Here is a 23,472-nt window from a genome sequence, read left to right as displayed (position 1 = left end):
TGTGGGGGATGGATGGGAGGGTGGCTGACGAAAGACCCCTAAATTTCAAACGTCAACTGACGTGCAGCACCATCATCGACAAAACTCTGTTCGCCAACACCAACTAGTTCCACAATAACTTCACGCGTTGCGGGTGAAAAGTTACCCTCTCGTCCTCCAATCTCAACAATGGTTTGTTGCCCTTGTGAACAAACGTGGTAAGTTGTTGTGCAAAAGGCTCCTGTTTTGTACTCAAAGGTATGACCGTCATCCTCATAAAGTGTAAACTCACCTGTCCCCATCCAGATCCGAAGCCTCATCTGGTCTAAGGGACGTTCATCTACGTATTGCATCACTGGTGCCATCGGAATAATCGAGCCAGCACGAACATATAATGGCATTCGCTCAAGCGGTGCGTGTGCCAGAATGTGAATTGGTCCTTGAAAAGTCTCGCCACTCCACCAGTCGTACCAGGAACCTTCAGGCAAGTACACGGCACGGTGTTCAACACCTGGACGGTAAATTGGTGCTGCTAATAATGAGGACCCAAGCATAACTTGGTCAGCGAGGGTGAAGGTTTTCGGGTCATTGGGAAAATCATACAGCAGGGGGCGCAGAATTGGTGAGCCAGTGTTTGCGGCTTTCCAGAAGAGAGTGTAAATGTAGGGCAGCAGTTGGTAACGCAGTTCGATGTACTCGCGGCAAATTTTTTCAACGCGATCGCCAAACACCCAAGGTTCATGCTGTGCTGTCGTTAATGCAGAGTGTCCCCGCATCAAGGGGTAAAGCATTCCTACCTGCATCCAACGAGCAAATAGTTCAGCCGTCGCGTTACCCGCAAACCCCCCAATATCACTACCCACAAACGCAACGCCCGATAAACCCAGGTTACACATCATCGGTAAGGACATTTCCAGGTGTTCCCACAGGGATTGATTATCTCCCGTCCATACTGCAGACCAGCGCTGAATCCCAGCGTATCCAGATCGTGTCAGAAAAAACGAGCGTTCTGTCGGACGAGATTTTTCAAGTCCCTGATAAGATGCCTGTGCCATCATTTGTCCATACAGGTTGTGGGTTTCAGTGTGGGTAGTTCTCTCGTCAGTTGGTCCTTGGGCAGCATCAAGGGGAAACGCAATCTTCTTACCAGGATCTCCGAATGGACGGTCATCAAGTGTCGGTTCATTCATGTCATTCCAGATTCCAGCAACACCCACGTCAGTGAGACTGTTTAGCAAACTTCCCCACCAATCTCTAACTTCAGGGCGCAGGAAATCAGCAAAGACGGCTTTATCGGGCCAGACATAGCCGTGAAATAGCTGACCATTCGTTTTCCGAATAAAATAGTCGTTGTTTAATCCCTCATCAAAAACTTTGTAATCTGCTTCTGGCTCGTACTTGACCCCTGGGTCAACAATTGTCGTTACCTTGAAACCATCTTGCTTGAGATTGTCTATTAATTCTTTGGGGTTAGCAAATCGCTTCTGACTCCAAGTAAAAACCCGGTAGCCACTCATATAGTCAATATCGAGATGGATAACATCACAGGGAATGCGGCGCTGACGAAATTCATTCGCCAGTTTGCTTACTATATCTTGTGACTCGTAACTCCAGCGACACTGGTGGTAACCGAGTGACCATTTGGGCGGTAACGGCATCCGTCCGGTTAGCTGGGTGTAAGTCTCAAGAATTTTTGCAGGTTCTGGTCCATAAATAATATAGTAATCCAGTTCACCCCCGTGAGTTTCCATCCGCCAAACTCCCGGTTGTTCTGCCCCCAAATCAAAGCGACTCCAAAAAGTCGTATTGAAGAAAAGCCCGTACCCCAATCCAGGACGTAACGCGATGAAAAAGGGAATCGCCTGGTACATACTGTCTGTCAGGACATCGTAGTCAATCGCATCAGATGTCCAGTTGGTTTTGACTTTTGAACGCTGATCGAGTAAGCCAGTGGGTTCACCGAAACCATAAAAATGTTCATCAGCTTCAATCCGTTTCCAGCCAGCAATGGTACCAGTCCGCCACCCCATCCCTGGATCGGCATCGTGAGCAAAGGGCTGTCCGGACTTGTCGAAGCACTGGATACGACAAGGATTGCGGGACACAACAACGCGCAGCTGTTCAGTTTCAATTTCTATAGTTTCTGCTTTTTCTCGCACCTCAAACGGCACAGTGGGCCATTCTTCATCCGCCTGTGCGACTGCCCATGATCGCCGAGGTAAGAATTCGCTCGTTGGCGTCATTCGTACCCGAATGAGGTTCGGGGCTAGTACGCTAATGCTTAAACATGGATCGCCACATTTGAAGAGGATATGGCGATCGCTCTGTTGTATTGTTTGCACTCCCTCAAGAATTGACCAAGCCGGTTCGGTTGTGTGCAGTTGTCCAAAGTATTGCGGCATAATCCTGATTCAAAGACAATGACTTCGCCTCATTGAGGTTCACACGACCTACTGCCAAAAAGCTTGTATCATTAGGCATATATAGACTACACTGGCTATCTTCACATCAACCATGACTGATACACAAACTTGGTATATTGTCAAGCATGCGGCTGGTCATTGCGAAATAATCCCCAGTGACGAAGCAACCGAGGAAAAAAATCCAGAAATTATTGAGCAATGGGGGCCGTTTAGTTCCCAAGGAGAAGCCATTGCCCGCCGCGTAGGACTGATTAGATCGCTCAAGTGCCAACCAGTCTGAAGTCAAAAGACTTTTTAATTTTTTTCTGCCCTGCTGTTTCCTTTCTGTGCAATTTCTTTGCCGATCACTTCAACTGCTTTGGCAAACTGCGGATCTTGTAGGGTGGCAATTTTGTCGCGCTGTTTGAGCCATAGCTGCTCTCGCTGAGCAGTCGTCAACTCCACTTTGACATCTGGGTCGATTCCATGCTTATTGATATCGCGATTATTAGGAGTGTAGTATTTCGCAATTGTCACCGCCATTCCGGAACCATCGTCGAGAGGACGCACTGATTGGACTAAGCCTTTGCCAAAGGTCTGACTACCGACTATAACAGCACGCTTGTTATCCTGCAAAGCTCCAGAGAGGATTTCACTAGCACTTGCTGAACCTTTATCCACTAATACCACGAGCGGTTTGTTTGTCAAAGCACGTGCATTTGCCACTTCTCGTTGTTCTTCTGCGAAGCGCCCGTTAGTCAAGCGGCCCTTAGTGGAGACTATTGTGCCGTTACTGATCCACATTCGGGCAATTTCGACGCTAGAGAAAAGTAAGCCACCAGGATTATTACGTAAATCCAGGACATAACCAGCGACTTGCTTATTCTCTAAATTTGTGATTGCTTGTTGCATTTCTTTACCAGCGTTGGCGCTAAACTGCTTCAAGCGAATATAACCAAGATTGCCTGCTGGAGTTTGTTTTTGAGAGTACTCGACTGGATGAATTTCAATCTTAGCTCTTGTAATGTTGAATTGTTTTTCCTGAGCATTGCGCAAAATTGTCAAATTGACCGCTGTTCCTGCTGTACCTCGGATTAAGGATACTGCTTGATTGGTATCCATACCTTCGGTACTTTTTCCGTTGATTTTGGTGATGACATCTTTTGCCAAAATACCAGCTTTTGCAGCAGGTGTATCCTCAATCGGCGCAATTACAGTCAGCTTTTTCGTTTTCTCATCTAAACCAATTTGGATACCAATACCTGTCAGTTCTCCAGAGGTATCCACTTGCAGATTTTTGAACTCCTCTGGATCCATAAACCGAGTGTAAGGATCACCCAGCTTTTTGAGCATTTCGCGGATGGACTTGTAAGCCTGCTGCTTGTCGCTGTAAGACTTGTTCAGGTACTCACGACGAACAGCCGGCCAATCTAATTTATTAAAAGTACCATCTACATATTGGCGGTTAATAACTTGCCAAACTTCATCTATTAATTCCTTAGGACTTTCTTTAAATAAAGCCTGTCCTTGTGAGTGAATACCCAGGCCAGTGACTGCTATTGTTGTCAGTGTCACCGCTGTAGCACCCAAAACAAGTCCACTTCTTGTAATCACCATAATGACAGCTGTGCAAGACGCAAAATTTTCTAATCAGTATGCTCAATCTAACACAGGGTTTTGCACTAAAGACTGAGCATATTTTTTTATTTCATAAAAATGCTTTGTTATCCGGCGACAACCGATGTCGGCGGTACAAAATTTGTCGAAATTTTCAAAATTTTATGGATCTATCCAACGTCCATCTATCTTAATTAAGTTGATCAATTCTTCCACTCCTTTATCTTCTGGAACTTTTTTAATTTCTTCTCTTCCACGGTAAAGAGAAATGTATCCAGGCGTTTTGCCAACATAACCGTAATCAGCATCAGCCATTTCCCCAGGTCCATTAACAATACACCCCATGACTGCCACATCGAGTCCGGTGAGATGTTTAGTCGCTTCGCGGACTTTGTGCAGAACTTCTTCTAGGTTAAACAATGTCCGTCCACAAGAAGGACAAGCAACGTACTCCACCATTGTTTTGCGCAATCCCAAAGCTTGCAAAATACTGTAGCAGACAGGGATTTCTTTCTCTGGTGATTCCGTTAGTGACACGCGAATTGTATCGCCAATACCATCAGCTAAGAGAGTGGCAATACCAGCGGTTGATTTAATCCGTCCATACTCGCCATCACCTGCTTCGGTGACACCCAAGTGCAGAGGATAATCCATACCCAGTTCATCCATCCGCAGTGCCATGAGACGATAGGCAGCTAACATAACTGGCACTCGTGAAGCTTTCATAGAAATCACCAAGTTGTGGAAATCTAAAGATTCACAAATGCGAATAAACTCTATTGCTGATTCCACCATGCCTTCTGGGGTATCGCCGTAGGTGAACAGCATTCTTTCACCAAGAGAACCGTGATTTACCCCAATTCGCATAGCTTTGCCTTGATCACGTAAGGAAATCACCAATGGAGCCAAAGTTTCACGAATTTTTTCGCCAATATCGTTAAACTCAGCCTTAGTGTATTCGGTTCTGTTGGGGTTTGGCTTTTCAAATACATACAACCCTGGATTAATCCGCACTTTTTCTATGTGTTTGGCGACTTCCAAGGCGATTTTCATACCATTATGATGCACATCCGCCACAATTGGCACATCCTGGTAGGTTTTGATTAATTTTTGTTTAATCTCTGCCAACGCTTTGGCATGAGCCATACTGGGTACAGTAACGCGAACAATTTCGCAGCCAATTTCATGAAGACGGCGAATTGCTGCGACTGAACCATTTATGTCTAGGGTATCTTCGTTAATCATTGACTGCACTACCACAGGGTAGCCACCCCCAATGATGACATCGCCTACTTTGACTGGACGGGTTTTGCGCCGTTTGATCGTGGTGTCAAAGGTGGGTTGAAGATTTGCAGTGTTGGAAGTTGTTAGCGTAGGCAGGGTTTGCATATCCTGTTAAGTAAAATTTTGGTAGCAAAGATATCCAGTTGGAAAACATTCTGTTTCCCAGATTGCCACATGAAGGGGTAGTTTGAGTAATGAAGTTGAAAAAAAAAGCCGGAAAAAAGTGAAAAAATGAGTGGGGGAGGAGAGGGAGTGGAGAAACAGGTAGAAATGACTATTGAATCATCCAAAATCCAAAATTCAAAATCTCAACTTCCTCTCAACGATAGATGTTATCAACAGCAGCTATGATTTTATGAGCCAATTATTAATTTCTGTCATTCATTCTATTCTTGACAGTGAGGCTTTAATTGACACTGTACTGCGCCATTACCCCATCAGCGATATCCGTAACTGCAAACTATACAAGCGAGGTCTTAACGATACGTATTTGGTGGAAACTGATCAACAAAGATATATTCTACGAGTTTATCGGCGTGGGTGGATAAATAACCAATAAATTGATTTTAAACTGGAACTGTTAGCGTTTCTACACGAGCAGAAACAGTCGGTTGCATACTCCATTGCCAGAAAAGATGGCGTTTTGACAACAGAAATTGCTGCACCAGAAGGAACACGTTACGTGGCTGTGTTTTCCTATGCAGCAGGACATGCAGTCAATGAAAAGCTAGATGAGATACAAAGCTATCGGCTGGGAGAAGCACTGGCAAAAATTCACCAGACACTAGACAAGTTCAAAAGTAGTTTTACTCGCCCTGCTTTGAAAAGTGAATACTTGCTAGATTGGTCATTGGAAGCAATTGCACCTCTGTACCAACACAGAGAAAGCGATATGAACTATCTGCAAAAACAGGTAGACAAAATAAAAAAGCAGTTAGAAGAATTTAAACTACCTTTGTTAGCACCAGCTTATGGAATTTGTGTTGGCGATGTTCATTCAGGAAATGCCCATTTCACGGAACATAATGAGCCAACTTTATTTGACTTTGACCAGTGTGGTTACGGGTGGCGTGCTTTTGATATTGCAAAATTTTTGCACGTAGCAATTAGGATGAAAATAGATGTTTCAGTTAGAAATAGTTTTCTCGAAGGTTATCAGTCAATTCGTAAACTGAGTGAGAATGAACTATCATCAATTCCTATGTTCATTAAAGCTGCCCATATCTGGGTTATGGGAATTAACACAAATGCAGTTGGCGATGTTTTGCCGTATGGCTGGTTCACTGAGGAGTGGATGGATGAGCGTTTAGCAATGTTAAAAAGTTTGTAATACAATGAATTTTCAATCATAACAAATACTTGTTTTGTAGTTTTCAAAAATCAGTAATGGTAAAAGTTCCTTTTCAAGAACTTAAAAACATAATATTAGCAGGTTATATTTGTTTCCCTGCTTAGTATGGAAACGAGTAAAAGCTAGATCAAATGATGGAAAAAATGTTAAAAAATGCGGCACTGTGCCTAAAATTACTATTGAACTAACGGAAGAACTTTCTTACCAATTGGAGATAGTAGGCGATCTGCCGTTCGCGTAGCGTGCGCTTTGCGCTTAGGCAGCAGCGAAGCTATCGCCTTGTTTGAACTTCTCGCTCTAAGTTTGCAACAACCACACGCGCTCCACCAGATCTGGCACGAGGGTTTCCCTCGTGCTTGGCAATAAGTCATGCACAGAGCCATTCAGTTTAGATACCTTATAATAAGAATTATAACTACATCTGACGCATTATGGCAGGTTCACGCTCCCTTCCTGATCAGCAGACCATTCAACGAATGGCAAGTCGCTACCCAGAAATCGATATTCCCTCGATCAATGACTAATGACTGCCAAAACTCGTTAACTTTATTTGTACCGACCTACTTATCAAGATAAAGATATACACACGCGAGTGGACAGGCGCGGGCATCGCCACAGCTTAGTGCCCCGCACCCGCCCACACACGTGCTTTTAAACAAATATTTAATTTGACGATATTTAGGTCAGGATACTAATATAATATACGTAAATATACGTATTCACCTGATGGTTCTCTCGACTTTAGAGCCTTCACCTGACCGTTGTCCATGACAAACTCAAACATATTGTCAGAGAACTTTTCGTTTTGGAACGTAAGGTTTTTGTAGGGAATCAGCTTTGATTCCGTCTCTCCTGGGAATACTAGATAGAGAAAATTATCATCTTTGAGAACGACCTGTAACTTCCCTTCAGTTGGTGTTTTGTATGTTCCTGCAAGCTGTGTTAAAAGTTGCGAGTCTAGAATTTCTGCCTGACGGGTAAACGTTGCTTCTGCTTCGTCGATCGACATTACTACTTTGTTCACGTCGCCTTGGGGATTGGTAAGGAAGTTCACCGATTCCTTGCCGTAAAGCTCGTCATCGGGTGTATCAAAACGGTCATAGTGAAAATGAGTCAGAGGCAGCTGAATCCTTCCCAAGTTGAATTGAAGTTCGCTATTCTTTATTTCGATCTTAAGAATGCCGTAGACTGGGTGCGCGTATTCGCCCACGTAGTCAGCTAGGGAATGTGAGGGGGTGGTATTAGAAACCCGATCCGTGGCTGCTTTTGACCGCGCCTCTTTGTCTGCTTGTTTAGCCTTAAGTCTGACATTCAGCCAGCGATCGCTCCAAGGTGTTTGAGTCAGACCCAAAAGACGTTCGTAAACGTTGTAAGTGATTATATCTGTTAAGAGAGAACAATGATCGCCAATTGTGAAGACAATCACACCGAGTTTATTTTGAGGAAGAAAAGACATCTGGGAATGAAATCCATCAATAGCTCCCCCGTGATAGGTTAACAGATGTCCTCGATAAGATGCAGTCTTGCGACCCATTCCATAAACAGGGTTAAGCAATTCCCACCAGCCCCTTGTTTCGCCTAACACGTTTGGCAGTACCATTCCCGGTTCTATGGTTGCCTTAAGTATGTTCTCAGGAATCACCTGCTTACCGATATAAGTGCCATCGTTCATCAATGCCGCGAGCCAGTGGGACATTTCTTCGATGTTGGAGATGATCGCCCCACAGGGAGCTATGGCATCTGTTTCCTCGTAGTACGGAATCTTGTAAATCTCATTGCTTTCTCGTTTTTCGGTAAATGGTACGCCGTAGTCAGACTGCTTCAACATCTCGGCAATGCTATAAATAGTGCTGTGCATGGACAGGGGTTGGAAAATTCTCTTGCAGACAAACTCTTCCCAGGTTTTTCCCGACAGCAACTCAATAATGTACCCAACAGCAGTATACATATTGTTGTTATAGATATAAGCTTCTCGCAGTGATACCTCTGGTTTCATGTACTGAATCCTATCAAAGACATCTTTGCGAGTAAGAGAGTCCTGTTTATACCACATACTGTCGTGACGAGTTATGCCCGTGCGGTGAGCCAGCATATCCCGCAAGGTAACGGTGTTATTTAACTCATTGTTGTAGAAGCGGATTGTCGGAACAGCATCACGGATCGGTTTATCCCACGTTAGTTTACCTTCTTCTACCAGCATTCCCGCAGCTATAGCAGTAAAGAGCTTAGTATTAGAAGCTATTGGGAAGAGCGTTTTAGAAGTGAAAGGCAGCTTCTCCTCATAGTCCCGGTAGCCATAACCTTGGGCAAAGACGAGTTTATCCTGTTCTACGATTCCTACACCAAATCCAGGTGCGTTCCAGTCTTTCAGGAGCTTCTCCATCTCAATGTCAAAGTCTTGAAGCAAAAGAGCGATGTCCGTCTGTTGTGTCGTAAGTTGCATTGTGCTTTTCCTTTTAAGTTAATTTTAATAGTTGGCAGTGAAACCAGCTTATGCAGTGAATAAAGGGAACGGGTAACTCTTAACTCTAGCCTTGTCAACGTGGCTATACTTTTTATGGACGAGAAAATACGTACAGCTTTGTCTTCAACCGGACGCAAAACTCTGATCGTTGCCGGTTTTGCGACAGAAGTGGTGGTACTCCATGCGGTACCGGAAGCGATGCTCCAGCAGGGAGCCGCCCAAGGGGCGATCGCTGCTGGCTATCAGGTGTATGTTCCCGTAGACGCATGTGGCGGGATGTCGGATCGAACCGAAGAGGCAGCCTTCCGAGAGATCGAGGCTGCAGATGGAGTTACCACTTCTGTGGTGACTTTAGCCACAGGAATGGCTCCTGACTTTACGACTGAGTTAGGCAAACAGATGTTTGCTATTAGCTGAATTTGTGCTTTCATTTAGTAGTTTTAAAAAGTTTATAAACACCCTATTCTTTTCGTTTATATCTCATTTTATACTTTCGATATATTGTAGATCTTATAAAGAATCCTATAATTCTTAGTATGAATTAGAAAAAGATTAAACAATTCTGTTGTGTCTAATAAGCAGGCTTTTAAAAAGCCAAAATTAGTCGAATTTAAAAATTGCGTGGATAGCGTTTATGCAGCGTTGCTTTTACCAATACTCAACTGCCTTAATTCTGTGTAGAACTGGCATGATTGAGAAAAACAGAGGTAATTATAGTTAATCCTGAAACGAGAATTGATTGCGTGGCTTATGTGATAGCGATCGCAAGGGAGCGCAGCAGCGTTTGCGCAGCGCCAAAGTCTGCCGGGGGGATACTCCCCCCGGCGTTAGCGCAGCGGGACGTAGTCCGCTTTGCCCCTTAGGGGCTAGCTATCGCCCTAACTTCCATGCTAAGTAAACTGCTCAAAGTTGCAAATCAATCAGGAAACTAGCGAGACAACCATCGTTTTCCCAATTTTGTAATTATTACGATTTCAAAAAATTGATATTCAGACATTTCATGACTCATTGAGATGTCTGAAGAAGCTTTTAGGTTCTCTTGTTGGACGATTGAATAAAGCAATAGGGTTGAGATAAGACCAAAACCTTTACCACAAAGACAATGTAGAGACGTAGCAGGCACTTTCACTACACATCAGCAAATCTCACAAAAAATCCTTAACTGAACCGTATTGCCTAATCAAAGGGGATTCTTACATCAAAAAAATCCCTGTTTTTGCTTTCTACTTTGGAACATTTTGAGACAATTAAACGGATTATGAAACCGAAAGAAACAATCTTTGTTATTCCGACTTATCGACTAAGAGATGTAGCAGAAACTATTGAAAAGTACGATGATAATTTCTGGGTGAACGGACATGCTCCAAAAATCATTATTTTTGATGATTCAAGTGTTGCTAACTACGAAAAATACTATCAACTCCTAGAGCAAACTAAAACCGTCAACGACGTATTTTATGTCGGCCCTCGTGAGAAAGAACAGTTTATCAATTTCTTAAACCAGAGACTTCGCGATAAGAAGCTTGAGTCACTCGTCAGAAACCTGTTTCGACCCAGTTATGGCGGGAATCGGAATTTTACGCTAATGTACACACTTGGACATTTAATGGTGAGTTCAGATGATGACATGAGACCGGATGCTTTAATAGAAAATAGCCCCGAATCTTTATTAGCAGATGAAATCTGTCGAGGCAAACTATTCAAGTCCAACCAGGATGGTTTCGTCCATCGTTCCTATGATTTACTCACCTGTTTTGAGGATGTTCTCGGTCAGAAAGTCAATATGATACCGGAGAACTTCGAGAAAGGGGAACTAGTTGTAGATACAGCTATGGAATTAGAAACCAACACAACAAAAGGTTTTTTCAAAGAAAACTCTCTCTTACTGCAACGAAGCAAAGTCTCTAATAGTGCTGTTGTCAAAATTGCCCAGACTTTTAGGACAGGAACTCACGATATTGATACGCTTGATTTTATTCACATGTATCTGAATGATGAAAACCAAATTAGTCTAGACGAACTCAATGATATTTATGTTCTCGTAAATTTTAGACCAGTCGTTACCAACAAAAATTGGAGGATGGATTGTGGGGTCGCGGGGTATGATAATCAGTTTGGTTTGCCACCCTTTTTCCCGACTCGACTGAGGTTTGAGGATTACATCTATCGGCTTTGGATACAGCAAGAAGGGATAGTAGCTGCACACGTAGATGCTGCACAGAACCATATTCGGAATAACTATATGCGTAATCCGATTGCAAGTGAAATTTTCAATGAGGAGATATGTAATTTACTCAAAAAGAAGATCAAGAACGGTATTTATGAACTTGAAGATCTTACGATCAAGTTTGACTATTCCGGCGAAGTAACTTCAGAAGACTCTGAAGAAATCTTGGAAAGAGTCGGCGACATCTATAATCAAGTGGTCAAAGCTTCAATAACCACTCAGAATGAAGAACGTAGACAATCTCTCCAGTTCTTTGCTGACAACCTATCGCGCGTATTTTATGGGTTTGAACCCGATTTCTTTCAGCAAAATGTCTCTCGGATTGTTGATGACGTTATCAGTCAATTTCAGGCATCTTTAGAAATATGGCCCACTCTGGTCGAAATCTGCTACTTTCAGAAGGATAAGAAAGATTTACCGCAAACCAGAGTCAGGAATAAGAAATTAAAGTCTAGAAATGGCAATCGACTTTAACAACGACAAAATCCGTTACTAAAATAGAGTCATCCACCCAGACATGGCAAGCTTTGGATTGCGGTTAAGATAGAGGTTGCAATATGAACGACATGACAAAAACCCAACTACCTATTCCCCCGCATTTCAACCCCGAAGAAGTCGGCTATGTCTGGCGCGTACCTTACCAACAACGTGCAGAACAAGCGAGAGAATGGGCAAATAAATATAATATTAAACCATCTTCAGAAGATATAACACGCATTTGTTTACTTCTAATTGATGTACAAAACACATTTTGCATTCCGGAGTTTGAATTATTTGTAGGTGGTAAATCTGGAACAGGTGCGGTAGATGATAACGTCCGCTTGTGTGAGTTTGTCTATGGCAATTTCGGAGTCATTACTAAAATTATCCCGACTATGGATACTCATACAGCAATGCAAATTTTTCATCCCATTTTTTGGGTAAATGCTGCAGGTGAACACCCAACTCCTTCTGCTACCAATATTACACCAGCAGATATTGAAAAAGGAGTTTGGAAAGTGAACTTAGGAGTAGCCGCGAGTCTTGGATACAACTATGAATTTTTAGAAAAACACGCTTATCACTACGTTAAGCAGCTGAGTCAAGATGGCAAATATCCTTTAACTGTGTGGCCTTATCATTCTATGCTAGGTGGTATCGGTCATGCATTAGTTTCTGCTGTAGAAGAAGCAGTATTTTTCCACAGCATTGCTCGTCAGACTCAGACACAATTTGAAATCAAAGGTAATCACCCTTTAACAGAAAATTATTCTGTATTACGTCCAGAAGTTTTGCAAAGTTTTGATCAACGTCATATTGGACAAAAGAATACGCACTTAATTCAACAATTATTAGATTTTGATTGTGTGATAATCGCAGGACAAGCAAAAAGTCACTGTGTTGCTTGGACAGTGGATGATTTACTAACAGAAATTCAACAGATAGATTCTAATTTAGCGAAAAAAGTTTATTTGCTGGAAGATTGTACTTCCCCTGTTGTTGTTCCTGGTGTTGTGGATTATTCGGAAGCTGCAGATGCTGCATTTGAGAGATTTGCAGCTTCTGGGATGCATCTGGTTCAATCCACTCAGTCTATTTTGAGTTGGTTTGAAGAATGATATTTAGTGTTAGATATAGCCATATTCCGCTAAAAAACGCAAGTTATAGCCGTGGAGAGTATAGTTACAAACCTTTAAACATTCTTTACCATGTCACAGTAGGTGTAGGCGAATCTGGATTTTTTTCTAATTGTATTTGTACAAGTGGAAAGATAAATAAAATGCCTACAACAGTAGCTAAAAATCCCACAGTTAAAAAACCTACCAAAAGATGAAATCTCAAATTTTTAAGCTTTCCTGCATTAGTGGCATTATTTAATGGAGAACTGACGGGAATTGTAGCAGAGAGAACTTTCAATACTTCATCTGCTGACTGATAACGATCATGAAAATTTTGGCGAACCATTTTATCTAGAATAGCAGCTAACTCAGGACTAACTGAGGCTTTTTCTCGCCAAATTATTTCTGAACTATTGGAATCTCGTGGTAAATTTTTGGCAGCTAATCCTGTCAAGGCTTTTATTCCTATAATGCCCAAGGCATAGATATCACTACAAAATTGTGGATTTCCTGCTAATTGTTCGCTGGGCGTATAACCAAGAGTTCCAAGAGGAATTGTTGTTATTCCTTGTCCTTGAGTATTTGTAGTCTGGGAACTGACTTGTTTGATCGCACCAAAATCAATCATGATAATCTTGCCATCTGAAGCACGTCGCATTAAATTTGAGGGTTTAATGTCTCGATGGATTACTCCTTGTTGGTGGATTACTCTCAAAATTTTCAGAACTTCCCGCAATAATTCGATGACTTCAGACTCGCTCAATTGCTTCCCAGAGTAAATTTCGTTGCTTAAATCCGAACCGTCAATATACTCTTGAACCAGAAAAAAATCTTGGTCTTCTTGAAAGTGAGCAAACAGTTGAGGAATTTGTTCGTGATTCCCTAACTTATAGAGAGTTTGCGCTTCAGTATCAAACAGACGTTGTGCTATTACCAACTGATCGGGATCTGAAAACTGAGGTTGGAGTCTTTTAACAACTCGCAAAGGCTTATCAGGGAGATGGGTATCTTTTGCGACATAAGTTTCGCCAAAACCTCCTTTGCCTAAGCAATAGAGAACTTGATAGTGTCCTCCTAGAGTATTCCCTATAATATTCATGTTACATAAGTGGTGAAAGCCAGATATTGACAATATTTTTGCATAAGTAAGTCGGCACGATAAAACCAATATATGTTGAGTTTTGTAAAAACTGTGGAATGAGCCATTTCTACGTTGTTTTCTAATTTTACATTTTGTTATATAAGTTAATTTTTGAACGCCGACTTACTTAATTTATTAAAGAATTGATATCATTTTTTTTATTATGACTTACCAATTCCCCTATAGTGCGACTATGAATCTCAGAAAATATCAACTTATGGCTCAAATTCTAGCCACAATTTTCATGCTATCTGGTACAAGCGCTTGTTCTTCTAAGCTGTCAGCCTCTCAAAATGAACCGACTGTTTTTAATTGTGTGGAACAAAAAGGTAGATGGGTAACTATTGCTAAAAGAGGAGAAGCTACTTCCAGTAAACCTATTTTTAGCTGGCAAACAAAAGAATTTGATGAGTGGACTCCAGAGAGACGCTGCTATCACGTTTCAGGAAAACTGACAACAATAGTGGCAAAGAATGGAGGCAGATTAAATGGTTTAAATTTAACTTTTGGTAAAGTAGATTCTGGTGAGACTGTCATTTGTGTTATTAATGCAGCTCAGAAAGACTGCGATCGCCAAAATCTTATTTTGACTCTGAATAAGGTAAATGCGAAAAACCCCAGTTTGGTCTTAGCGCAAATAACTAATTTTGCTCAAGGAAAGAGATCTGACAATACTGTCAATGAGAAAGGAAGAGTGACACAATTCGTTTCTTTAGAAGCCTTGGTTAATCGCTATTTTGATAAAAACAATGGTTTTTAACAAAATGTAATAATGATTAATAAAATAAAATTCTTTGTTATTCTGACTATCTCTATCCTCTGCGTCCTACTACCCCAGATTGCTAATGCTATCAATTACGAGCAAATCAGTGAAATAGCCAAAAAAATAACAGTTTTAATTGATGGCTGTAACTCTGGTTCTGGGGTAATTTATCAGCGTCAGGGCAATACTTACTACGTTCTCACAGCTAAACACATTTTTGATAATTCTGCTGTCGGATGTTTGGCGATCGCACCAGATGGAACGCGATATGAGATTAATAGCAATGACGTACTTGTTCCTATTGCAAATGTGGATTTAGCAGTAGTCAGCTTTAACAGCAACCAAGATTACAATCTAGCCACTATTGGCAATTCTCAACAAGCTACTTCTGGTAAAAATGTCTATGTCGTTGGTGCGCCAGAACCTAGTATAGCCATTCCCAAACGCACTACACTAGTAGTCTCTGGCAATATTGTTGGTAGGCAATCTTCTCAAGAAGGTTATGAATTAATTTACAATAACGCCACCAGTCGAGGTATGAGTGGTGGTGCGGTATTAGACGCGCAAGGACAATTGATTGGTATTCACGGACAAGGTGATCGAGTTGACAAAGAAAAGACAGGTTTAAATTTAGCAATTCCGATTGAGACTTTTTTAAAAGCTGAAATTGCCAATATTCCTAAGCCTATATCTGCTTCTACTCCTTTATCTTCCCCAGAACCACAAGTAGAAGTAAATTACAGTACCTTAGAAAACCAGTTAAAAACATTAGCTTGGAAAGAAGCTAACGATACTACAGTGAAGTTAATGCTTCAATTGGTAAATCGAGAATCTGAAGGTTGGTTTACTAAAGAAAGTCTTGCACAATTACCTTGTGAAGATTTAAAAGTTATAGATAGTCTTTGGCAGAAATATTCTAGATATAAGCCGGTTTTTGGAGAGGAACAGAGTAAGTTTGGTTTTAGTGTTCAAAAAACTATTTTTGAGGAAATTGTACGTCAACAAGGTGTTCGTAATGCCAACGCTTTTAATTTATTTGCTCAAGCACTTGAGTGGAGTGGTGGGTGGGGAGAAAAAAACTACGAATCTATTTCTTACAAATTAGATGCCCGAGCAGGACATCTTCCCGCTCTACCTGGGGTTTTACCTTTAGCACAAAAATCTGATCAGTCTATTGAGTCTTTACGTACTCAAGCAGGTGAGTATGCTACAAGGGGAATTATTATTTTGTTTGTTGGTTTACCTGGTGGGATTATGATAATTGTCCCTGTTTTGAGTTATTTCATTATTTCTATCATTCGTCCTAAATCTGATTACGATAAATGGGATGATGATAACGAGAAAATCGTAATTATTGTTGTATTAGTTTTAGTTAGTAGCATTGTATTATGTTTCTCATTACTGATGTGTTTTCATAGTAATCGTCTACAAAATGAAGCTACACAAAAACACAATACCCTACAAAAAAGTATTCCAACTGCTGGTTCTAAAGTTTTAGCGGGAATAGAACCTCTTATTTCTAGTTTAGAACGCTGCGAATTCTCAAAATTCAAGTAAGTTTATACTGAGCTTCCCGTTGAGCTTTGCGTGGAATTAAACAAGCAGACGACAGAAAAACAATTATCTACGCAAGAGTTAGTAGTAGAGGTCAAAAAGACGACCTCGATTTACAATCTTACTCACTGCTGTAAATATTTTCTAGGATCTTGAGCCGCCCAACCTAGGGATGAGCTAGAACGCACTTCAAAATGGAGATGCGGTTGGTTTGTGGTAGGTGTTCCAGTTGTACCCACAGTTGCGACGATGTCTCCTTTATTCACTTGTTGACCAAGGTCGACTTTGATATTTTCAAGATGGGCGTAGCGGCTTTGCAATCCCCCACTGTGATTGATAATGACTAAATTACCATAAGTCCCTTGCTCACTGGCAAAAGCGACTGTCCCATCAGCGATCGCTTGCACAGGCGTTCCTTTTGCTGCTAACAAATCCACACCACTATGAAAAAAAACTTTACCGTTGGTAGGATTAGTCTGCCAGCCATAAGGTAAAGCCACGGTTACGACTTCCGCTAATGGATACCCAGCTAATTTACTCGGAGTAGAAGTTGGTGTGACAGACTCAGTTATGGGACGATTGGGTGAGCGTTTTACCTCTGGAACAAACACAAATCTGGAATTTTTCTGACACCCATTCACCTCAAATAAGACATCAGGACGGATTTTATATTTTGCTGCGATTTGTCGCCAGTTTTGACCAGGAGGGACTTCAACAACAATCCCATTGTAGGGAGGTATTTGAATTTCGCGACCAATAGCAATTTTATTGTTTCTTAAGGTCGGATTCATGGCGATAATAGTAGCTGGTGTAAGATTATAACGCTGGGCTATACTCTCCACAGTTTCTCCTGGTGCAATTTTGTGTCGCCCGAAGCGTTCAAGGGCTGAACTCTGACAACCAGTGATAGTCTGTTGTGCAAGTGCAGAGTATGGGCTAGTATGTATAAGCCCAAGGGTGCTGGTGACTATGCTAATACAGAGAAAGAGCAAACGATAGCAAACAGTCATGTATACAAACGAGGCACTCAATTACTCTAGATTTTAAATCGCAACAGCAGGCGACCAGAGGTCGTGAGTCCTTAAGCAGTGCTTATTTGTAACGAAAACTTACTGATCAGCAATGAATCTTTGAGAAGAATTCAGAATGCAGAACACAAAACCCAGTTGGAACTCTAAAGGATGAATCAGCTACCACTTATCAGTTACCAGTGAGCCAGCGCTGCAGGAGGTGAGACCAGTGCTGCGGGAGGGTTTCCCTCCGCAGGCATCTGGCGAACCCGAAGGGGTCTCCCGACCTAGGCGACTGCGAACCCGAAGGGTTACCAGTTATCAGTTATCAGGTAGGAAACGGACTCGTCCACCCCTTGTTTACTGTTCACTGTTCACTGACTCCGCTGTTTACTGTCCGTGAGTTCTGACTCTACCAGTTCCGGGTTCTTGCTTAGTCAACTATCCCCTAACTTGACTACACTTAGAAGTTAGCATCTGCATTGCTGTCCTTAAATATAATGATTATGAAATTATCTTTATCTTTAAAGCAACTGGTTATTTATCTATCTTTATTGACTATCGGCGGCGGTGCAGGCTTGTTTGGTAGTCGCTACTTTATACCACAAAATACTTGGTTTAAAGAGTTAAGAAATGTAACAGCGTCTTCATCCTCGGAAACCCCAGTTTCAAATCCTGTTCAAAGTCAAGTTGGGGCTACTATTGGCGATAACATGAATTTTATTGCTAGTGCTGTTCAAAAAACTGGACCAGCAGTCGTCCGAATTAATGCAACCCGCAAAGTGGCGAATCCTATTTCTGATGCTTTAAAGAATCCTCTGTTGCGGCGGTTTTTTGGAGAAGAAGAGCAACCATTCCCCCGAGAACGAATAGAGCGTGGTACCGGTTCTGGGTTTCTTTTGAGTGAAAATGGACAAATACTAACTAATGCTCATGTGGTTGCAGATACTGACACAGTATTAGTAACCCTCAAAGATGGTCGGACTTTTGACGGTACGGTAGTGGGAGTTGATTCTATAACAGATGTTGCTGTTGTCAAAATTTCGGCTTCTGATCTGCCAACTGTAAGAATCGGTAATTCACAAAACTTAATACCCGGTCAATGGGCGATCGCCATTGGTAATCCTTTGGGCTTGGACAATACTGTGACAATCGGTATTATCAGCGCTACAGATCGCACGAGCGCTCAAGTTGGTGTTCCAGAAAAGCGAGTCGGTTTTATTCAGACAGATGCAGCTATTAACCCTGGGAACTCAGGGGGACCATTGTTAAACGCTCAAGGCGATGTTATTGGCGTAAACACTGCTATCCGCGCCGATGCTCAAGGGCTTGGTTTTGCCATCCCAATTGAAACAGCAGCCCGTATTGCTAACGAGCTTTTCACTAAAGGGCGTGTACAACATCCTTTCTTGGGGATTGAAATGTCAGATCTTTCTCCTGCCAAAAAACAACAGATTAATCAAGACAAAAATCTCAAGATTAAGGAGAATGTTGGTGTCGCAATTACAGGAGTTTTAGAAAAGTCTCCAGCACAACGAGCCGGACTCCTTCCTGAGGACATGATTCAAAAAGTCAACGGTAAGCCGGTGAAAACGTCTGCTCAAGTACAGAAACTAGTAGAGTCCAGTAGTGTAGGCAAGATTCTGGAAATTGAGGTCAACCGCAACGGGGAATTCAAAACATTTCAAGTACAGTTAGGAACCTATCCCCAGAAGTAGTCCATAGTCAAGGAGTCTAATAATCTTTGACACTTGACACTTGAGCGTTGAGTGTTGACTTACGGATTGTTATTCAAATGATCTAACTGCATCCGTTGTTCCATTTGGCGAAGAAAATAACCCGTCATCATAGCCGAGGCTAAAAGACCCGCCAGATTGTCTCGATCTGTTGTAATTTGCACGTTAAAATTTTCAGCGGGTAACATACCGACTAGCCCTTGGACATTTTGGGAAATGATTTGTTTAATTTCGGGGCTGACGGACTGAGCGACGCGGGCTAGAACCTCAGGAGACTGGTGCTGTAGATACTTGAGTAAGTGGTTGGGGTGTTCCTCAAAGCTATCAGAGATAAGCTGATTGGGATGTTCCTCAGGGTAGTCATTCAAAAAGTTAGGATCAAACACCATTGGCTGTTTTTGTAGCTGAGTTTCTTATTCTACTCTAAACCATACTAGAAGGGTCAGGCATCTGGGCACCTCTTTCTGAGGTACTAGGATTGTTTGACAGTAGCAGAACTGCTGTTGGATTCTGCTGCTGTGAGTTCTAGCTCTAGTTGTTTTTGCTCCTGTCCGTTGGACAATAATGGCGGAAGTTGCTCGATTTGGAAATACTGGTGAAATTTAGAGGTGATTTGTAAAGAATACGAGCGAGATTCACTGTCTCGGCGTTTTCTGACAAAACCAAGTTCGACGAGTTCTTGAACGTGTTGATATGCACCAGAACCGCGCAGGTTAATCAAATCGCTTTGGAGTATTGGACTGTTTAAAGCAATTCCTGCTAAAGTCCGCAATGCTCCCACGCCCAATTCTACTGGAATCAGAGTTTGCACTAGGTCATGAAAATCTGAGCGCAGTTGCAAACTATAACCATTTGGAGTTTCAACAACTTCTAGAGCACTATCTCGGCGGGCATACTCATCAATGAGTTCTATGATGCCTTCCTCTGCTGTCGCGCGATCGCAAGCGGCATACTCAGTAATTTCACTGATAGACAGGGGCTTACCCTTCAAATAGAGAATTGCTTCTATCTTGGTCGCTGCATTTATCACGGCATTAGTCATTGGTCATTAGGCCTTAAGTATTAGGCATTAGGCATTAGTTACTGGTATAGCTCTTAACAGGGAATAGGGAAGGCTTAACGCTTAACGCTTAACAGGTCTGAAAGTCTCGTGGTGTCCGTATTTCCTCATTAGTTCATGTCCTCATTTACCTGGCAACTGCTATACAAAGAAAAAATGACAAATCACAAAAGAAAATCACAGGTGTTTGGAAAGGTATCATGTTTAATGACATAAGTCAAGGTGATCATTGAGATCACCAAAGACGAACCTTGGGCAATACCCAAAATTGTAATAATTGACTTTACTCTTCACCCAGCCTGGTTTTTAGAATAAATTCAGCGATCGCCAAATCTTGTGGAGTTGTTAGCTTCAAATTCGTCTCCTCTCCTTCGATAACTCGCACAGGAAAGCCGCACTTTTCAAACAAAGCAGCATCATCTGTCACTTCCCACCCTTGACGGACACCTTCGGCGTGACACTGCTTGAGCAACTTAACATCAAATCCTTGGGGAGTTTGGGCTGCCCATAATTGCCGTCGGTCAGGCGTGCTTTGAATAATGCCATTTTCATCTACGACTTTAATCGTGTCTTTAACCGGGACAGCAGCAATCAAACCAGGACAGTCTCGAATTGCTTGAGCACAAGAGTTGAACAAATCTGGTGTGGCGAGGCATCTAGCTCCATCATGAATCAAGACTTCCTTAGCGGAGTGCGATAACGCCTGTAGTCCATTGTAAACCGATTCTTGACGCGTAGAACCTCCTTGAATCAATTCTACTGGCTTAGAGAGCTTTAATTGAGTAAGAATCGTCTGAAAATCTTGCCAATCATAAGGTTGGGAGATAATGCCTATCCAACTGATAAGACTAGCCGCTTCAGCAGCCAGAAGGGTCCACGCGATAATAGGCTTAGAGCCCACCACAAGTAGGAGTTTATTGCGGTCACTTCCCATTCTTCTTCCGGTTCCAGCGGCTGGAATTAATAAATGCACAGAATCCCTCAGTTTCACTATAGGGGATAGGTTATACCAATTCAAAATTCAAAATTCAAAATTCGTCTTAAAAAGTTTTGCGCCGGGAAACCCCTTCGGGTATCTCCTGCACAGACGCTACTTTGTAAGTCCCAAAGGGACACGCTTACGCGTATCTCCTACGGAGACGCTGCGCGAACGCTCGATTCGTGCGCTTGCGCTTACGCCCAAGCCGCGTGCGCTTGCGCTTGCGCAGTCGCCTAGGGAGGAGCCAGTACTGCGGGAGGGTTTCCCGACAGCCAGGTATCTGGCGTTCGAGACCCGTCATTCGCGCTGTCTCACCGGACGCGCAAACTTTTCGCAAAATTAAGAAAGCCTAACAAGGGTTTGGGAGTGTGTATCTGTCGCATTCTTTTTTCAAAGGGGTTCCCGAGGACAGTTCTCACAGGAGGAAAACCCTCCTTTGAGAACTGTCCGTCCCGTTAAAGGATGTGGCGTCCGTGGGGATATTCGCCAATCGTGAAGCGCGTTAGCCCATTCTGTCTTCTAACTTCTTCTGATAACCCAAAACTGACCAGTTCTAATCCTTAATTTCTAATTCCTAATTACTAAGCCAAATCTCCCCTAAAATAATTAGCGAGTAAGCGTCAATATATATTATGCGAATAGTAGCCCTTGTCCCTGGCGGAATTGGCGACCAAATTCTGTTTTTCCCGACCTTAGATGACCTGAAGCACTATTACCCCAATGCTCAGGTAGATGTTGTTGTGGAACCCCGCTCAAAGACTGCTTACCGGGTGAGTAAGTCAGTCCATGATGTACTGGCGTTTGACTACAAAGACCGTAACAGTATGGCAGATTGGGGCAACTTGATAGGCACGATTCGCGATCGCGAGTACGATGTTGCCATAGCTTTAGGGCAAAGCGCTTTAGTGGGCGTTTTCCTGTGGCTGACTGGAATCCCCACGCGAATTGGCTACAAGAGCAAAGGATCTATTTTTCTCACCAATTCAGTTCCTTTGAAAACAGAACAGTATGCTGCTTGCATGTATCATGACTTGCTGCAAGGGTTAGGTATTAACTCCCCAACTCCCGAGTTAGCAGTTAATGTACCAGTACCAGATATTGACTGGGCAACTAAGGAGCAACAGCGCCTGGGGATTAAGGAAACTGGCTACGTTTTAATTCACGGTGGTTCTAGCGCACTTGCCAAAACCAAAGGTCTGGATAAAGTTTACCCTGTGGCAAATTGGCGGCAGATTATTCAAGACTTCCAACAAAAGCAGCCAGAAATGCCCATAGTAGTCATCCAAGGACCAGAGGATGGAGAATTTGTCAGCAGTCTCAAACAATCCGTACCCAATATCAAAATCAGTAGTCCTGATGATATTGGCAAATTGACAGCGATGATTGCTGGAGCAAATTTAATGCTGTGTACCGACAGCGCCCCGATGCACTTGAGTGTGGCGGTACAAACTTATACCATTGCCTTGTTTGGTCCGACAAACCCAGCAAAGTTGTTACCCACGAGTGATAAATTCCTCGCCATTAAATCTTCTACAGGTAAAATGGCAGATATCTCGCCTCAACTCGTGTTGGAGAAAATTTGGGGTGGGTAAACCTGCTGTATTCCTAGACCGCGATGGAGTATTAAATGTTGAGGCTGGCTACATTCACCAACTTGAAGATTTACATTTAATTCCTGGGGTTGCCAAGTCCCTGCGCCAGCTCAATGACCAAGGTATTTTTTGCTGTCTAGTTTCAAATCAATCCGGACCTGCCAGAGGTTATTATCCAGATAGTCACGTACAAGCGTTACATCAGCGACTTTGCCGACTCTTGGCACAGGAGGCTGGAGCAAAATTAGACGCTTTGTATTATTGTCCCTACCTCAGCCCACCAGAAGGAGGACTTGATCCAGCGTACACCCGCTGGTCTACCTGGCGCAAACCCAATACAGGCATGTTGGTTGCTGCAGCCTGGGAACACGATTTGGATCTGAGGCACAGTTTTATGGTGGGGGACAAAGCAACTGATGTGGATATGGCACACAATGCTGGCTGTGTGGGTATTTTGGTGCAAACAGGTTTTGGCGATCGCGTTTTGGTGGGTGATTACCAGCACCACACAAAACCAGATTACATCGCCAAAGATTTAGCTGTAGCTGTTGAATGGATTTTACAGCAGTTATAGATTAAAAAAAATACAAAAATACAAGTGCTACCGAGCTTCACTTCGGCACAGCTTGTCTCAAAAACTTTTGTTACTATCTAAAATCCGCCTTTTAAAGGCGGATTTTAGCTTATTGACTTTCCTAATGAGTCAATACCATTA

20 protein-coding genes are annotated in these 23,472 nt (G+C 42.6%); 11 read left to right on the top strand and 9 right to left on the bottom strand.

Annotation, left to right across the window (positions count from 1 at the left end):
* Positions 1-38 precede the first annotated feature (38 nt).
* Positions 39-2,381 (bottom strand): glycoside hydrolase family 31 protein, encoded by a 2,343-nt coding sequence (locus tag DP114_RS31610; RefSeq protein WP_171978008.1) that lies wholly within the window; start codon positions 2,379-2,381, stop codon positions 39-41.
* Between the two features lie 112 nt (positions 2,382-2,493).
* On the opposite strand from DP114_RS31610, the gene DP114_RS31605 reads away from it, so the two are divergent.
* Positions 2,494-2,682 (top strand): DDE transposase family protein, encoded by a 189-nt coding sequence (locus tag DP114_RS31605; protein WP_171978007.1) that lies wholly within the window; start codon positions 2,494-2,496, stop codon positions 2,680-2,682.
* A gap of 14 nt (positions 2,683-2,696) precedes the next feature.
* Here the strand turns inward: DP114_RS31605 and ctpC are convergent, their stop codons facing one another.
* Positions 2,697-3,998: a carboxyl-terminal processing protease CtpC gene (gene ctpC / locus DP114_RS31600; protein WP_171978006.1), complete on the bottom strand. Its 1,302-nt coding sequence runs from the start codon at positions 3,996-3,998 to the stop codon at positions 2,697-2,699.
* A 162-nt stretch (positions 3,999-4,160) separates the two neighbouring features.
* Entirely contained in the window at positions 4,161-5,387 is a 1,227-nt protein-coding gene (ispG, locus tag DP114_RS31595; RefSeq protein ID WP_169268613.1) for a (E)-4-hydroxy-3-methylbut-2-enyl-diphosphate synthase, read from the bottom strand.
* Positions 5,388-5,559: 172 nt separating this feature from the next.
* On the opposite strand from ispG, the gene DP114_RS34565 reads away from it, so the two are divergent.
* Together DP114_RS34565 and DP114_RS31590 are read left to right on the top strand one after the other, a co-directional pair.
* On the top strand, positions 5,560-5,841 hold the full coding sequence (locus tag DP114_RS34565; protein WP_216669952.1) for a hypothetical protein: 282 nt from the start codon (positions 5,560-5,562) through the stop codon (positions 5,839-5,841).
* Positions 5,842-5,925: 84 nt separating this feature from the next.
* On the top strand, positions 5,926-6,612 hold the full coding sequence (locus DP114_RS31590; RefSeq protein WP_216669951.1) for a phosphotransferase enzyme family protein: 687 nt from the start codon (positions 5,926-5,928) through the stop codon (positions 6,610-6,612).
* A gap of 712 nt (positions 6,613-7,324) precedes the next feature.
* Here DP114_RS31590 and DP114_RS31585 read toward each other — a convergent pair.
* Complete coding sequence (locus tag DP114_RS31585) at positions 7,325-9,076, bottom strand: serine hydrolase (protein WP_171978005.1); 1,752 nt, start codon at positions 9,074-9,076, stop codon at positions 7,325-7,327.
* 114 nt (positions 9,077-9,190) lie between these two features.
* On the opposite strand from DP114_RS31585, the gene DP114_RS31580 reads away from it, so the two are divergent.
* The 3 genes from DP114_RS31580 to DP114_RS31570 all read left to right on the top strand — a co-directional run bounded on the left by DP114_RS31580 (position 9,191) and on the right by DP114_RS31570 (position 12,922).
* Positions 9,191-9,514: an isochorismatase family protein gene (locus DP114_RS31580; protein ID WP_169268291.1), complete on the top strand. Its 324-nt coding sequence runs from the start codon at positions 9,191-9,193 to the stop codon at positions 9,512-9,514.
* Between the two features lie 841 nt (positions 9,515-10,355).
* A complete protein-coding gene (locus DP114_RS31575; protein ID WP_169268292.1) occupies positions 10,356-11,798 on the top strand; it encodes a hypothetical protein in 1,443 nt (480 codons plus the stop codon).
* An 83-nt stretch (positions 11,799-11,881) separates the two neighbouring features.
* Positions 11,882-12,922: a cysteine hydrolase family protein gene (locus DP114_RS31570; RefSeq protein ID WP_171978004.1), complete on the top strand. Its 1,041-nt coding sequence runs from the start codon at positions 11,882-11,884 to the stop codon at positions 12,920-12,922.
* 85 nt (positions 12,923-13,007) lie between these two features.
* Here the strand turns inward: DP114_RS31570 and DP114_RS31565 are convergent, their stop codons facing one another.
* Entirely contained in the window at positions 13,008-14,021 is a 1,014-nt protein-coding gene (locus DP114_RS31565) for a serine/threonine-protein kinase (protein ID WP_169268294.1), read from the bottom strand.
* A gap of 358 nt (positions 14,022-14,379) precedes the next feature.
* Between DP114_RS31565 and DP114_RS31560 the strand changes: the two genes are divergently transcribed.
* Positions 14,380-14,823, top strand: a complete 444-nt coding sequence (locus DP114_RS31560) for a COP23 domain-containing protein (RefSeq protein ID WP_169268295.1) — start codon at positions 14,380-14,382, stop codon at positions 14,821-14,823.
* Positions 14,824-14,835: 12 nt separating this feature from the next.
* On the top strand, positions 14,836-16,383 hold the full coding sequence (locus tag DP114_RS31555; protein WP_169268296.1) for a GUN4 domain-containing protein: 1,548 nt from the start codon (positions 14,836-14,838) through the stop codon (positions 16,381-16,383).
* Between the two features lie 122 nt (positions 16,384-16,505).
* Here DP114_RS31555 and DP114_RS31550 read toward each other — a convergent pair whose 3' ends face one another.
* Positions 16,506-17,390, bottom strand: a complete 885-nt coding sequence (locus tag DP114_RS31550; protein WP_171978002.1) for a peptidoglycan DD-metalloendopeptidase family protein — start codon at positions 17,388-17,390, stop codon at positions 16,506-16,508.
* 500 nt (positions 17,391-17,890) lie between these two features.
* Between DP114_RS31550 and DP114_RS31545 the strand changes: the two genes are divergently transcribed.
* Positions 17,891-19,108, top strand: a complete 1,218-nt coding sequence (locus tag DP114_RS31545; RefSeq protein WP_171978001.1) for an HhoA/HhoB/HtrA family serine endopeptidase — start codon at positions 17,891-17,893, stop codon at positions 19,106-19,108.
* Positions 19,109-19,167: 59 nt separating this feature from the next.
* Here DP114_RS31545 and DP114_RS31540 read toward each other — a convergent pair whose 3' ends face one another.
* From DP114_RS31540 to ispD, 3 genes are all read right to left on the bottom strand, one after another.
* On the bottom strand, positions 19,168-19,515 hold the full coding sequence (locus tag DP114_RS31540) for a DUF760 domain-containing protein (RefSeq protein ID WP_169268299.1): 348 nt from the start codon (positions 19,513-19,515) through the stop codon (positions 19,168-19,170).
* Between the two features lie 83 nt (positions 19,516-19,598).
* Positions 19,599-20,153 carry an SMC-Scp complex subunit ScpB gene (gene scpB, locus DP114_RS31535; RefSeq protein WP_169268301.1) on the bottom strand — a complete coding sequence of 185 codons (555 nt, stop codon included), beginning with the start codon at positions 20,151-20,153 and terminating at the stop codon, positions 19,599-19,601.
* A gap of 316 nt (positions 20,154-20,469) precedes the next feature.
* The gene (ispD, locus tag DP114_RS31530) at positions 20,470-21,159 is read right to left on the bottom strand and encodes a 2-C-methyl-D-erythritol 4-phosphate cytidylyltransferase (RefSeq protein ID WP_169268300.1); all 690 of its coding nucleotides are present in this window, start codon (positions 21,157-21,159) and stop codon (positions 20,470-20,472) included.
* A gap of 638 nt (positions 21,160-21,797) precedes the next feature.
* Here ispD and DP114_RS31525 point away from each other — a divergent pair.
* Positions 21,798-22,757: a glycosyltransferase family 9 protein gene (locus DP114_RS31525; RefSeq protein WP_169268334.1), complete on the top strand. Its 960-nt coding sequence runs from the start codon at positions 21,798-21,800 to the stop codon at positions 22,755-22,757.
* Entirely contained in the window at positions 22,750-23,331 is a 582-nt protein-coding gene (locus DP114_RS31520) for a D-glycero-alpha-D-manno-heptose-1,7-bisphosphate 7-phosphatase (protein WP_169268335.1), read from the top strand. The genes DP114_RS31525 and DP114_RS31520 overlap by 8 nt, the downstream gene beginning before the upstream one ends.
* Positions 23,332-23,472: the final 141 nt, after the last annotated feature.

The organism is Brasilonema sennae CENA114, assembly GCF_006968745.1.
GTDB lineage: Bacteria > Cyanobacteriota > Cyanobacteriia > Cyanobacteriales > Nostocaceae > Brasilonema > Brasilonema sennae.
Note: the sequence above shows the minus strand (reverse complement) of the source record. Positions and strands in the feature narration are given on the sequence as shown.